Source organism: Microcoleus sp. MON2_D5 (assembly GCF_036701905.1).
In the GTDB taxonomy this organism is placed as follows: domain Bacteria; phylum Cyanobacteriota; class Cyanobacteriia; order Cyanobacteriales; family Microcoleaceae; genus Microcoleus.
Genome location: NZ_JAUBRM010000031.1, coordinates 1 through 13,107, shown reverse-complemented (window position 1 = coordinate 13,107; position 13,107 = coordinate 1). Strand labels below are relative to the sequence as shown.

The 13,107-nt window shown below is 45.2% G+C and carries 11 protein-coding genes and 1 tRNA gene; 4 read left to right on the top strand and 8 right to left on the bottom strand.

What is annotated here, in order from left to right:
• The first annotated feature begins 44 nt into the window (after nt 1-44).
• Nucleotides 45-1,283, top strand: coding sequence for a histidine kinase (locus tag QUA47_RS13305; protein WP_333404315.1), 1,239 nt, complete (start codon nt 45-47; stop codon nt 1,281-1,283).
• Between the two features lie 54 nt (nt 1,284-1,337).
• Here the strand turns inward: QUA47_RS13305 and mutT are convergent, their stop codons facing one another.
• The 7 genes from mutT to QUA47_RS13270 all read right to left on the bottom strand — a co-directional run bounded on the left by mutT (nt 1,338) and on the right by QUA47_RS13270 (nt 7,364).
• A complete protein-coding gene (gene mutT / locus QUA47_RS13300) occupies nt 1,338-1,742 on the bottom strand; it encodes an 8-oxo-dGTP diphosphatase MutT (protein ID WP_190733181.1) in 405 nt (134 codons plus the stop codon).
• 160 nt (nt 1,743-1,902) lie between these two features.
• Nucleotides 1,903-2,244, bottom strand: coding sequence for a DUF760 domain-containing protein (locus QUA47_RS13295; protein ID WP_190733183.1), 342 nt, complete (start codon nt 2,242-2,244; stop codon nt 1,903-1,905).
• A gap of 221 nt (nt 2,245-2,465) precedes the next feature.
• Nucleotides 2,466-3,425 (bottom strand): RNA polymerase sigma factor, RpoD/SigA family, encoded by a 960-nt coding sequence (locus QUA47_RS13290; RefSeq protein WP_333287912.1) that lies wholly within the window; start codon nt 3,423-3,425, stop codon nt 2,466-2,468.
• 705 nt (nt 3,426-4,130) lie between these two features.
• Nucleotides 4,131-4,907 carry an RNA methyltransferase gene (locus tag QUA47_RS13285; RefSeq protein ID WP_333431088.1) on the bottom strand — a complete coding sequence of 259 codons (777 nt, stop codon included), beginning with the start codon at nt 4,905-4,907 and terminating at the stop codon, nt 4,131-4,133.
• A 73-nt stretch (nt 4,908-4,980) separates the two neighbouring features.
• Nucleotides 4,981-5,062 (bottom strand) — tRNA-Leu (locus QUA47_RS13280).
• A gap of 264 nt (nt 5,063-5,326) precedes the next feature.
• The gene (gene ald / locus QUA47_RS13275; RefSeq protein WP_333431087.1) at nt 5,327-6,415 is read right to left on the bottom strand and encodes an alanine dehydrogenase; all 1,089 of its coding nucleotides are present in this window, start codon (nt 6,413-6,415) and stop codon (nt 5,327-5,329) included.
• Nucleotides 6,416-6,518: 103 nt separating this feature from the next.
• Entirely contained in the window at nt 6,519-7,364 is an 846-nt protein-coding gene (locus QUA47_RS13270; protein WP_333431086.1) for a class I SAM-dependent methyltransferase, read from the bottom strand.
• Between the two features lie 436 nt (nt 7,365-7,800).
• On the opposite strand from QUA47_RS13270, the gene QUA47_RS13265 reads away from it, so the two are divergent.
• From QUA47_RS13265 to QUA47_RS13255, 3 genes are all read left to right on the top strand, one after another.
• Nucleotides 7,801-9,339 (top strand): DEAD/DEAH box helicase family protein, encoded by a 1,539-nt coding sequence (locus QUA47_RS13265; protein ID WP_333431085.1) that lies wholly within the window; start codon nt 7,801-7,803, stop codon nt 9,337-9,339.
• Between the two features lie 99 nt (nt 9,340-9,438).
• Nucleotides 9,439-10,653, top strand: coding sequence for a DUF790 family protein (locus QUA47_RS13260; RefSeq protein WP_333431084.1), 1,215 nt, complete (start codon nt 9,439-9,441; stop codon nt 10,651-10,653).
• 230 nt (nt 10,654-10,883) lie between these two features.
• Nucleotides 10,884-11,603, top strand: coding sequence for a DUF2786 domain-containing protein (locus tag QUA47_RS13255; protein ID WP_333431083.1), 720 nt, complete (start codon nt 10,884-10,886; stop codon nt 11,601-11,603).
• 91 nt (nt 11,604-11,694) lie between these two features.
• On the opposite strand, the gene QUA47_RS13250 is transcribed toward QUA47_RS13255, so the two are convergent.
• Nucleotides 11,695-12,990, bottom strand: coding sequence for a tetratricopeptide repeat protein (locus tag QUA47_RS13250; RefSeq protein ID WP_333431082.1), 1,296 nt, complete (start codon nt 12,988-12,990; stop codon nt 11,695-11,697).
• Nucleotides 12,991-13,107: the final 117 nt, after the last annotated feature.

Genomic DNA, 13,107 nt, shown 5'->3' with positions numbered 1-13,107 from the left:
GTAAGTATTAAATTAAAGTAGAAGTGAAATAACTCGGCTCGGCAATGCTCAATTATTTTCACCCGATCGAAAAGCTCAACAGCGTCCATCCAACACCCGGCACCAGTGGCACTGACTGTTCTCCCGAACAGCAGGTCAATTCCGCACCGCTTTTACAGCTTTTGCTGTTTGTAGACAAGCGTTCCTCTTCCCGGGAACAGACCAGACACATCCGCAAGTCCCTAAAGGATTTGAAGGCAGAGTGCGACTTTGAGCTTCAAATCATCGACGTAGGAGAACAGCCCGATTTAGCCGAACACTTTAAACTTGTAGCCACTCCCTCGCTGCTCAAAATTCATCCCGAGCCGCGACAAACTCTCGCCGGCAGCAATTTGATCGCCCAACTCGAACACTGGTGGCCCCGCTGGAAGCGTTCTGTAGAAGAATACGCAGCTCAGCAGCAGTCAGCCCCAGCACTTGCTGAAAGCCTGACTAACCCAAAACCCATCTATTCCGTTGCTTGCGCCGCCGAACTTGTGCAGCTTTCTGATGAAGTTTTTCGCCTCAAACAGGAAAAAGAACACCTGCAAGAGCAGTTGCAGTTGAAAGACCGGATTATTGCGATGCTAGCTCACGACTTGCGTAATCCCTTGACGGCAGCATCTTTGGCTTTGGAGACTTTGGAGTCAAGTCAGAAGGTGAAAGAGGGGGAAAAGTCGCGTTTGACACCGAGTCTGGCGGCTCATTTGATGAAACAAGCCCGCCGCCAAATCCAAATTGTCGATCGTATGATTACAGATATCCTGCAAGCAGCCCGGGGTACAAACGCTCAACTCCACATTGAACCAAAAAGAATCGAACTGGGGGAGATTTGTCAAGATGTAATCTTGCAGTTTCAAGACAAATTTCAGGCGAAAAGTCTAAACTTAGAAACAGACATTCCCGCAGATTTGCCCTTGGTTTATGCCGATCCCGATCGCATCAAACAAGTCATGGTCAACCTGCTTGACAACGCCAGCAAGTACACCCCAGACCGAGGAACTGTTAATCTTTCAATTCTCCACCGCACCGCTTACAAAGTTCAAGTCAGCATTTGCAACAGCGGCCCGGGAATTCCTGAAGAAGATTGCGCGAGCATTTTTGAAGACAGCTTTCGCTTGCAGCGAGATAAATCAACAGACGGTTACGGCATTGGACTGTCTCTGTGTCAAGGCATCATCCGCGCCCACTACGGTCAAATTTGGGTAGATTCTGTACCCGATAGAGGCAGTTGTTTTCACTTTACTCTGCCCGTCCAAAAATAAAAGTTAGCTGTCATTTGTGAGTTGTTCAGTAGCAACCGAATTTTATATTACAGCTCAACTTTTCCGCAGTGCAGTAATAATCTGTGCGTTTGCCTTGGGAAAAGTAAATTGGTCAATTTCGTCCAGTGTCACCCAGCGAATTTCATCGCATTCAATCGTTTGCGGTTCACCGCTGACGTGGCGGCAGTGGTGCACGTATAGTCTAACTGTAAATTTAGTGTAGTCGTGGTCAATTGTAATCAAGCGATCGCCAACTTCTACGACAATCCCCAACTCCTCCATAATTTCCCGTTTTATGCAAGCTTCGATTGTTTCCCCAGGCTCTATTTTTCCGCCCGGAAACTCCCAGAAACCCCCGTGCAGTCCATGTTGTCGGCGCTTGTCAATCAAAATTTGTTGGCGATCGTTCCAGATTGCAGCAACGCCGATAACTTTGTGGGCCAAAGGAGGAAGAGACATATTAATTGGGAATTGGGTATTGGGAATTTAAGAATAATATCAATAATTATTCAATTATTTAATCTAAAATCTAAAATCTAAAATCTAAAATCTAAAATATTAAGCCCCCATCTTGCGAGGGGGGGCTTGACACTTGGATCACTTAAATGTTCAAAATCTACTAATCGTCCGAGCCGTGTCTCTCGCTGGCTTGTAGGGACTTTTCAAAAGTCATTCGCTGTTCGGCATTTTTCAGAAAATAACCGCTAATCATAGCCGAGGCGAGCAATCTACCCAAATGTTCGCGACTGGTAGTCACTGTCACCCCGAAGTGTTCCGAAGGCAAATTCCCCAAAAGTCCAACAATATTTCGCTCCATTACTTGAAACACTTCGTGAGAAGTCGGCTTAGACAACTGAGAAACTGTGTCGGGAGCCATTGACTGCACGTATTGCCATAATAAGTTGGTATTTTCTCCGTCTTCTTCAAAGAATTCTGGGGATTTATTAGATGAGTTGCTCACGAGTACCTCCGTTTCAGACACAGCTTGTTATGTTAGACGCGGGCGGTTAAATTAAATAACCCTTATCTGATCGCTGCTGATCTTTATTACTAAGTAATTACTAATGTAGCAGGACAGTCATAGCAACCAAGTGGGCACAACCGAATTAAAAGCGGCGGTTTTTACGATTTTAGATTGGGGATTGCAAGTGGGGGGGACCCGATCGCCAATCCCCAATCTACCTAGCTGGCTAGATAATCGTTGATATCTTGCTTGCGCTTGCGGAGTTTGGTCAAAGCTTCCCGTTCTATTTGCCGCACTCGTTCCCGACTGATGTTGAGACGATCGCCTATTTTTGCCAAAGTTAGGGTTTGTCCGTCTTCTAAACCGAACCGCAAGGCGAGCACTTCTCGCTGTTGCTGAGTCAGTTCCGCCATCAGGTGGTCTAAGTCAGTCCGCAGGGAAGATTGCAGGGCAAAATCTTCTGGCGTAGTACCCGTATCTTCCAACAAATCGCCCAACTCTGTATCTTGATTGTCTCCCACGCGCAAGTCCAGGGAAAGTGGCAGGCGCGCGCGATCGAGATATTCGCGAATCTGTTTGGGAGTCAATTCTAGCTCTGATGCCAATTCAGCAGCCGTGGCCGCGCGACCGAGCTGTTGAGCAAGTTGGCGCTGAGCCTTTTTAATTTTGTTGAGCTTTTCGGTAATGTGGATCGGTAAGCGGATGGTGCGGCCTTTTTCGGCGATGGCCCGAGTAATTGCCTGACGAATCCACCAATAAGCATAAGTAGAAAATCTGTAGCCCTTAGTGGGGTCAAATTTTTCTACTCCCCGCTGCATCCCGATCGTGCCTTCCTGAATTAGATCCAGTAAATCTACGTTGCGCTTGATATATTTCTTGGCAACAGACACTACCAGGCGGAGATTCGCTTCCACCATTTGGCGCTTTGCCCTTTCCCCCTGCTCGATCGTCCGCTGCAACTGTGCCTCAGACAGCCCAACTGCCTGTGCCCATTCAGCCGCCGTCGGGTCGCGGCCTAACTCTTCGGCTAAAATATCTTTCTCCTGATGCAGTGCGGTTGAGCGCTGTACCTGTTTCCCGAAGAGTATTTCTTGCTCATGGGTCAACAAGGGAACGCGGCCGATTTCCCGCAAGTAAGCGCGAACAGAATCTGTATCTGAGGACTTAAGAGTTTTCATGAGCTTTTCCCGCTGAGGATCTGTGCCTCTAAAGGTTTGCGGTAGTCGCAAACCCCTAGCTTTAGCTGGGAAGGAAAGCGGGCGGGGACTTGCGCTTTCCTTCCATTTAAAGAGGCTTAATTTTATGGTAGCGAGCTACTACTCCCAGTCAGCACCATCTCAGGTTAGGTTTTGGTTGGGGCGTGCACAATACTACGTTATGTTAAGAATCTTAACATTTGTGAGAACACTTGGCTACACTTCTTCATATTTATTTCATACCAGCCAGGACTGTTGATACGAGAGTACCCCCTTTCCTGGCTTTACAGTTTGCATCAATATAAACAACATCCGCCACATCTCAGAGGGGTAGATGGGGAGAGGGGGAGGAAACGCTGGGGCAGAGCGAAGTGAAAAATACAATTTAAATGCCCGGCAGCTTCATTTGGCGATCGCACTCGGACCCAAGAAACCGGGCTTTTTACCGAATCTGCGGGCTGTAAGGAGGTATTTTGGTGAAAAAACCAGATTTCAGGCCACCCGTCTGTCCAAGGGTATAAATCTGAAGTTACACATATTGATGAACCCGTCCTACAGATAAGGATTAATTAACAATTAAATAACAGATTTGAATTGCAGGCATTCGCTCTCCTATCTGGAAATGAATCTGCGTTTATCTGCGTTTATCTGCGGTTTCCCTATCAATCAAAAATTTATGCAATAAGTCTAATCAGTTCTTTGCCGTTGAGCTTCGTACAACATGAGGGCTGCGGCGATCGACACATTTAAAGATTCTACGCCACGACTCAGGGGAATTTGGATTTGTCGATCGGCCAAACTCCTCAATTCTTCCGACAAACCAGAGCCTTCGTTGCCCAAAACTATCAGAGTCGGCACTCGCAAATCTACTTCCCAATAACTTAAACTGGCCCCGGCGACAGTTGCTAAAATTTGCATTCCTCGATTTTTATAGGCCGAGACTTCGGCGGTTAAATCTGGACTGACTGCCATTGGCAGCTTAAACCAAGCTCCTGCCGAGGCGCGCAGCACTTTGGGATGGTCTAAATCGGCGCTGTCTGCGCTCAGCAGTAAACCGTCGGCATTAGCAGCCGCAGCCGTGCGGACGATCGCCCCCAAGTTGCCGGGATCTTGGATTGTTTCTAGGGCTATTCCTAAAGTTGACAATTTTGCGGGCTCTGTTGCGGTGCGGGGTGCAGTGGCGACAATGCCGTCGGGTTGGACTGTAGTGGCGATCGACTCTAAGACTTTTGCACTTACTAATTGTCTGCGATCGGCTAAATTACCAACTTGCTCCCAAAGTTCCCCGTGCTGCTCCAGCCATTCTGGAGTGCAGCAAACCGTTGCTAGCGGGTATTTTGCCGCGCAAGCTTCTTCGAGTAAGTGCGTCCCTTCGAGTAAAAATAATTGTTGTTCCCTGCGTCCCTTCGAGCTGTGCAGCTTGCGGATTTCTTTAACTAGGGGGTTTTGAATACTTGTCAGCATTGTTTAATTCAGCAGAGCGAATGGGGTTATTGCCTTTACCGGGTTAACCCCAAACTTCCTTCTGCCTTTGGAATGCGGAACCCGGGACTTGAACCCGGAAGGCTTGCACCACATGAACCTGAATCATGCGCGTCTACCAATTCCGCCAGTTCCGCATCGGTCACGAATTACTACTATGCCATACCTCCGCGAATCTGTCAAGTGTTTTAGGGAATTTATTTTTTTTCTGGGCGCCGAGTAATATTTTGCACAAATTACTGTTCGGGTTGAGAAATGCTTTAGTTTCGAGGATTTACTGTTAGCCAAACATGGCAAAACGCTGTGTAGTTGAGTAGGGTGCGTCAGATCGCGTCCGGTTATTAATAATCCACAAGCTTTGCTCTGACGCACCCTACGGGATTTGCTGAAAAAATGGGAATCTAATCGGCAAAATCGGGGAAAACCTCGCGCACGGCCGGATGCACCAATCGGTGATTCTGCACGTTCAATCCCTTCGCCAAACTCGGATTCATTTCCAAAGCTTTAATCCCGCTATTTGCCAACTGCAAAACATAAGGCAAAGTGCTGTTATTCAAAGCTTGAGTCGCAGTCCAAGGCACGGCACCGGGCATATTGGGCACGCCGTAATGCACAACTCCTTCCTCCACATAAGTAGGATTTGTGTGAGAAGTTACCCGCAAAGTTTCCACGCAGCCACCTTGGTCAACGGCTACGTCAACAATCACAGAACCGGGGTGCATCTTCGCAACAAATTCGCGAGAAACTAGCACCGGAGCTTTTTTACCTAAGACCAAAACCGCACCGATTAACAAATCAGCATCGGGGATAACAGCTTCAATTTGCAAAGGACTGCTGTAGAGGTATTCTACTCTGGAACCGAACAGAGTTTCCAAGTAGGCTAAGCGATCGACATTTACGTCCAAAATTTGCACTCTCGCGCCCATTCCTACAGCAATTCGCGCTGCTTCTGTGCCGACAATTCCGCCGCCCAAAATCACAACTTTACCCGGTCTCACTCCCGGTACGCCGCCCAAAAGTACGCCCCTGCCACCTTGCTGCCGTTCCAGAAACCGAGCTCCGAACTGCACGGCCAAACGCCCTGCAATAATGCTCATCGGCGTCAGCAGCGGCAATTTTCTGTCCGGGAGTTCGACGGTTTCGTAGGCGATGGCCTGGACTCCGCTGCTGATTAAATGCTCGGTTAATGTGCGATCGGCCGCCAAGTGCAAATATGTAAACAGCAACTGTTCTTTTTGCATCAGCGGATACTCAGCAGGCAGCGGTTCTTTAACTTTAACAATTAGTTCGCGATTCCAGACATCTGAAGCCTTTAAAACAATCTTAGCCCCTGCTTCAACGTAGTCCTCGTCGGCGAAACCAGCCCCAGCACCAGCATTCGTTTCCACAAAAACTGTGTGGCCTTTGTCCGAACAAGCCCGGACACTTGTGGGACTGAGCCCGACCCGAAACTCTAAATCCTTGATTTCCTTGGGGACGCCTATTTCCATCTATAACCTCTAATCTCAGGCATACATAGATCGAATCTAACCTAAAAACCATCCCCAGCGGGACAATACCATTGTAGATTTTAGATTTGGCAATCCGGCTGGGCTAGGATAATTTTTGTTGGATTTTCCGCCAGATCGATCGCAATTTCCCAGATTGATTGTTTTCCATCAAATCGATCGTCTTTTTAGCTTGTTCCAACTGTAACTGTAGCTGTTGAATTTGATATTGGTAATTCTGCAATTCGGAATTGGATTCCTCCACCGGAATTCGCAGTGCCGTTTCCCCAGTATTTTTCCTGATTGCAACATCGTGATAGCCTAGGGACTGAAAGGCAAAAAATACGAGTTCCCAGTTATTCGCAATACAAAACTCATTGACTGCTTTCGCCACACCGTAAGGCATCACCTCGCATACCGACCAATTCGTGTAATCGTTAAAAACCATCATTCCTTCGGCTTTAACTTTAGTATAACCTTGCTGAATATCTTTGCATACACCTTGATATTCGTGGTCGGCATCGATATATATCCAGTCAAAATACTCGTCACGAAAGCTCCTTAAAATTGTCGAAGAATCCCCTTCGTGAAGCTCTACCGTTCCATTTTCTATCCCTTCTTGAACTAGACTTTTTTGTTTTTTGCTGATTTCTGCTTTGAATAAATCAAAATTATAATCGATCAAATGCAGCTTTTTGGGCTTGGCAATAGCAAGAATTTTTTCCGCAAAGCGCCCGTATTGAGTTCCCACCTCAGCCACCACACTATCTTTCGGCACATATTCCAATATCTTTAATCGACTTTCAACAAAGCGACAATTCTTAACGTGACAATCTTGAAGCTTTGGGGCCGAAAGCACCAATGGATTGTCATCCAAATTATTCCATTTCTCGTTATTCCAGTCCTTAGTCGCTTGTAAAAATCTTTTTTTGTATTCGATAAAATCAAACATATTATTCCGATGATAATTGAACTCGAAGCCCTGGCGAAAATCTCTAATCAATACCAAGCATTTTATAGTCAGTGTCTACGTTTTTTTGCCAATTCAGAAACAGTGACTAAAGTCCCTACTACATTTTTTTGACCTTTTTGATATTTGGGAAATTTGATCGGCTACAAAAAATGTTATGGTAATCCTATTTGATTTTTGAACGAGATTTTTTGTAGAGGAACATCTGATGCTGTAGAGAAGGAGAAAGAAAGAAATATTGACCTTGACAAATCCTGAAAGGATTACTATTTAATTTTAAGTTAACCCTATTTTAGATTAAAATACATTAGGGTTTAATAGATGTGATTAGATAATAGCTGATAGAGAGTCTGCTGTCAATATATTTTATCGGTCACTTATAATTTAACAGGCTTGCACTCAGGGGGTCTCAAAACAAATGCCACGGATACCTACCTTAACATTCGATCGCGGAACGCTGCTGCTACACCCGCCGCCCAAAGGCAGAGACTGGGTGGACTTTGCGACCTGGGACGATCGCGTGGAAAAATACCGCATTCGAGCCATTCACTACCGCCCGCTGGTAGAATGCCTCCAAGCCGAGTGCATTCACTTCACCGACGAAGCAAGGGGATACGAACTACTCGAACTCTTACCCAGCGTGGAAATGCAGCCTTACCCACATCAAGAACAGGCCCTCGTAGCTTGGCAGGAAGCAGGAAGCCAAGGAGTAGTCGTCCTCCCCACCGCTTCCGGCAAAACTTATCTGGCACAATTAGCGATGCAAGTCACTGGTCGCAGTACATTAATTGTAGTACCAACTCTCGATTTAATGCACCAGTGGTATGCTAATTTAAAAGCAGCTTTTCCCGACATCGAAATCGGATTGTTGGGCGGAGGTTCGCGGGACAAAACGCCAATTTTAGTCGCAACCTACGACAGTGCAAGTATTCATGCAGAAACCTTGGGCAATAAATATGGTTTGCTGGTTTTTGACGAATGCCACCATTTGCCAACAGACTTTTATCGAGTAATTTCCGAATATGCGATCGCGCCTTTTCGACTCGGACTGACAGCCACACCCGATCGCACAGATGGCCGCCACAGCGATTTACATTTTCTCATCGGCCCCACAGTATTTAGTAAAAGACCCGAAGATTTGGCAGGCGATGCTTTAGCCGACCATAAAATAGTTCAAATTATGGTAAAACTCTCAACAGAAGAAACCGACCGCTACGCCGAATTAATCAACATTCGCAACGACTTCTTAAAACAGTCTAACATCAGAATATCCAGCCTCGAAGGTTGGAAACAGTTTATCATGGCAAGCGCGCGATCGCCCCTGGGACGGCGCGCCATGCTAGCCCACCGCCAAGCCAAAGAAATCGCCCTTTGTACCGAAGGCAAACTGCGAATCTTAGCCAAAATACTAGCAGAGCACTCTCCCCAGCGCACGCTAATTTTCACGGGTGACAACGCCACAGTTTACCGAATTTCCCAAGAATTTCTCATCCCCACAATTACCCACCAAACCCCAGTCAAAGAACGCCACGAAATCCTCGATCGCTTTCGCAGTGGCGAATACAAAACCCTCGTCGCCTCCCACGTCCTCAACGAAGGAGTGGACGTTCCAGACGCCAGAATTGCTATCATATTGTCAGGAACCGGCAGCGAACGCGAATACATCCAGCGATTGGGTCGAGTTCTCCGCAAAAGCAGCGATGTAAATAAGTTAGCAATTCTCTACGAAGTCGTCACCGAAGACACCAGCGAAGAAAGAACTTCTCAACGCCGCCGAGGAGGAATGCAGCCTCAACAACCGCAACCACAAACACAAATAGAACCGCCAAAGCCAGAATATCAGAAATTAGAAATTGTCAAACCGACACCGATTTACGGAGTCAACCGAGAGACAACCAAAAAAGCAGCAGAATCACCCGCAAAATGGGGAGAAGACAATGATGAAATTCCCTGGTAGCAAGCCCAAACTATTTCTAAACACTCTCTTTCTTACTCTCTCTTCCCTTCGCGTTCTTCGCCTCTTCGCGGTTCGTTAAAAATAAAAAACTATTAACAAATGCTACCCACTGATTTATTAAGTCACCGCCAAAACGGAGAATCAATTATTCCACTCCGCCTCAAGATAGATGCTAAAAACTTAGAAATAGCTAGGGAAATGATCGACTGCTTCCAAGAGTCGATCGGCAAAACCCAAGGCGAACTCGACGGACGCTTGCTAGAATTAGAAGGCGACAGCCCGGATTATCGGCTGAAACGGGGATTAGCGCACCTGCTAAAAAGCGGTTTCTGCACCTTGGAAGTCATCAGTCCCCTAGAACCCTCAGAGTTGAGACAGCGGGTTTTTGCATTGTCGGCCCGATCGACTCCCAGCCCTCAATCCACCCAATTAACCCTCGAAAAAGTAGCAAGTGAACTCAGCCAAGAGTTAAACAGAGAAGTTTTACCCAGCGAAATCACTACAGGTTTATACGCGGATTTAAACGAAAACAAAATCCTCACTGAGTTTAATGCACCAACACCCGAAAACTTGCTTCACAAATACAATCTTTCTCAAGTTCAAGGCATATTTTACCGAGCAAGTCAAGTCCAATTAACCGCCCACCGCAACGATCCAGGAGAATACAAACTCTTATTTCGCTATCTGAAACTATTTCAATTAATGACTTACATCGAAGGCGATGCAGACCACGGTTTTACACTGACAATAGACGGCCCTACAAGCTTATTCAAACCGAGTACCCGCTACGGCTTAGCCCTGGCGAAAATGCTGCCGGCACTGCTGCACGTCACCAAATGGAGTATGCACTCGACTCTGCACACAAAAGACCCTTTTAGTGGCGTTTTGAAAACAGGTAAATTCACCCTAGATTCCGACTGCGGTTTAGTCAGCCACTATCCCCCTGGCAAGCCTTATGATAGTATGTTAGAAGCCGCATTTGCTGAAAGATGGAATTCCACAAAAACCGAGTGGCAACTAGAGCGAGAAGTTGATTTAATTCCGATTCCAGGTAGTGTGATGATTCCCGACTTTCGGTTGGTGCATCCCGACGGGCGAGTATTTTTATTAGAAATAGTTGGCTATTGGCGCCCGGAGTATTTGCAAAAGAAATTTGCACAAGTACAGAAGTCTGAATGCGATAACTTGATTTTAGCTATTTCCGAACGCCTGAATTTAGAAAAAGCCGGGGTGAATGTAAATGATGTGCCAGCAAAAGTAGTCTGGTTTAAAGATAAATTGCTGCCCAAATCAGTCCTGGAAGTCCTCGAATAGTTAAGTTATTCTGCATTTAAAATTAACTTTTAGGGCGGGCTAGAAGCCCACCCCACAAGAGTTTAAAGAAAAATAAATCTACTGTTTTGTTTCTCTCTCTGCGCCCTCTGCGCCCTCTGCGGTTCAAAAAAATCCTCCTCAAAAAACCTCGCACATTCCCAGCTATACTAAAATGAGAATATCGCCGAATCCTTGCCACCGCTTACTCTCACCCTAAAATTGATTGAAAAATGGCAGACACAAGTATTGTCGAAAGAATCAAAAAGCTTTTAGCCCTCGCCACCTCATCCAATGAAAACGAATCGACTGCGGCAGCCGAAAAAGCTTCCCTTTTACTGGCACAGTACAATCTTAGCCTCGCGGATTTAGGGCCAAATCACCAAGAAGAGATTGACGAAAACTCAGTTGAAACAACCTCGAAATTTGTCACTTGGAAAATGATGCTGCTTTCGGGAATTGCCGACGCTAACGGTTGCAATGCCATGCGAAATACTTATACGGGCAGTATGTTTTTGGTGGGAACTTCTACTAACCTGATTGTTTGCAAACACCTGTACGAGTATTTGAGTTCGGCAATTGAAAAAAGAGCAAATTACCGCAAAGGAAACGGCAGGGGGTTGGCGTATCTGAATGCTTTTCGGGTTGGATGCGCGACAAGGTTGAGACAAAGATTGTTGGAACAAAAACAGGAGATGGAAGAGTCGGGGATTCCGGGTTCGGCGGATGTGGCGGCGACTCCAGGGATTGTAGTGCGATCGATGTTTGAGAAAAATCAACAGGCGATCGCGGATTATCTAGAGGGCCGAGGGGTTAAAATCAAAACTAGAACAGATTCTCAAGTCAGCAGCGCGGCGGGTTTTTATTCGGGGTATGAAGTGGGCGACAAAATTAGTTTGCACAAGCAAGTGCAGCCGCAAGGGGATATGAAGCAACTTAATGAAAGTCTTTGAGTTCTCGATAGTAAGTGATGGATAATCAAAACTGGGATAAAATTAAAGCCAATTACAAATTAGGTCAATTTGTGCACTAAAAAGTTGCGTATCATCCACCTTGGTCCTGACTATTCTTAATGGTTTGGAAAAATTGCCACAATATAAATGTAACAATTACGCTGAGGAAAAGTGCAGCCAATCCCCAGATTATCGCTGATATAATAACATAAAATATTCCTATTAAGGCTAAGGCAAAGAATAATCCCATAAATATTGGTATAACTAACCAATGTTTAAATGCCAGCCGAATTAAAGATTTAAATAACTTGGAATATCTTTCCTGTTCTAAATACAAAAAAACCAATTTAATCAGTATTAATATCTCTCGTTTATATTCCCCAAGTTCCTTGGCAATTGGTAATGTCTGCTCGTATAACTCAATAGCTTGTGGTTTGTATCCTAGTTTTAAATTGGTAGATCCTAAACGAGCCAATGCTACCATTTCCATGTCACGAGTGCCTGTTGTTTGTGCCAATAATATAATCTGCTCGTAACAACTTTTTGCTTTTACGTAATCTTCTTGCTGAGAGTAAATCTCTCCCACACTAACCAGAGCCAAGATTTCGGCTTCACTGTTATTGACTTCACTTAGAAGAATTAATATTAGCTGATAATACTCTATAGCCTTAGGATAACTTTTTAGTTCCTTATAAGCTTCCGCAATACCCAATAATACAGCTATTTCTATCGGGTTGCCAATCTGTCGCACAATTGGTAAAGCCTGCTGGTAGCACTCAATTGCTTTGATATAATTTTTTAAAGCTGTGTAAGTTATTCCCAAACCAAACAAGGCCAAAAACTCTCCTTCAATGTCACTTTTTGTTTGTCGCGCAATGCTCAAACTTTGCTGGTAAAAGTTAATAGCTCGATTGTAATCTTCTTGTCGGTAATAAATCCATGCCAAATCTGCTAGTGCCTGTCTCTGACCCAATGGGTCTTGTATTTCTTTTGCTATTGATAAATGCTGATTGTGACACTCAACCGCATTAGTATAATCTTTGAGACGACGGTAAACTGCACCCACATTCATAAAAGACTTTTCCACACCTTTACTGTATTGAATGTCTTGCATAAGATTCAAGCTTTTCAGTAGGCATTGCATAGCTGTAGCATATTCTTTACGAGAGCGGTAAACCACTCCTAAACCTCCTAATGCGGCTCCTTCAAGTTGGCGATCGTAAATTTCTTGTGCAATGAGCAAACCTTGCTTTAAATACTCTATTGCTTGAGTAGAGTTACCCTGGATATGGTAAAAACCGCCCAAATTTGTTAGTGCCACGCCTTCCATACGACGGTCTGGGATTTGCTGTGCAATAGCTAAACTATCCTGATATAGCAATTCCATTTGAGATGTAAATATGAATTTCTATGGTAAAATAGGAAAGTTTGATAATAAATGAAAGGGGAGAAAGCAAATGGAAGCCAATCAAAATGAAAAAGAAAGACAAATAGAAGGTTTAAT

What these genes read in the sequence shown, in the direction of transcription:
- QUA47_RS13290 (WP_333287912.1), bottom strand. Translation starts at nt 3,425, where the DNA reads ATGAAAACTCTTAAGTCCTCAGATACAGATTCTGTTCGCGCTTACTTG.
- QUA47_RS13250 (WP_333431082.1), bottom strand. Translation starts at nt 12,990, where the DNA reads ATGGAATTGCTATATCAGGATAGTTTAGCTATTGCACAGCAAATCCCA.
- QUA47_RS13265 (WP_333431085.1), top strand. Translation starts at nt 7,801, where the DNA reads ATGCCACGGATACCTACCTTAACATTCGATCGCGGAACGCTGCTGCTA.
- QUA47_RS13260 (WP_333431084.1), top strand. Translation starts at nt 9,439, where the DNA reads ATGCTACCCACTGATTTATTAAGTCACCGCCAAAACGGAGAATCAATT.
- QUA47_RS13255 (WP_333431083.1), top strand. Translation starts at nt 10,884, where the DNA reads ATGGCAGACACAAGTATTGTCGAAAGAATCAAAAAGCTTTTAGCCCTC.
- QUA47_RS13305 (WP_333404315.1), top strand. Translation starts at nt 45, where the DNA reads ATGCTCAATTATTTTCACCCGATCGAAAAGCTCAACAGCGTCCATCCA.
- QUA47_RS13285 (WP_333431088.1), bottom strand. Translation starts at nt 4,907, where the DNA reads ATGCTGACAAGTATTCAAAACCCCCTAGTTAAAGAAATCCGCAAGCTG.
- mutT (WP_190733181.1), bottom strand. Translation starts at nt 1,742, where the DNA reads ATGTCTCTTCCTCCTTTGGCCCACAAAGTTATCGGCGTTGCTGCAATC.
- QUA47_RS13270 (WP_333431086.1), bottom strand. Translation starts at nt 7,364, where the DNA reads ATGTTTGATTTTATCGAATACAAAAAAAGATTTTTACAAGCGACTAAG.
- ald (WP_333431087.1), bottom strand. Translation starts at nt 6,415, where the DNA reads ATGGAAATAGGCGTCCCCAAGGAAATCAAGGATTTAGAGTTTCGGGTC.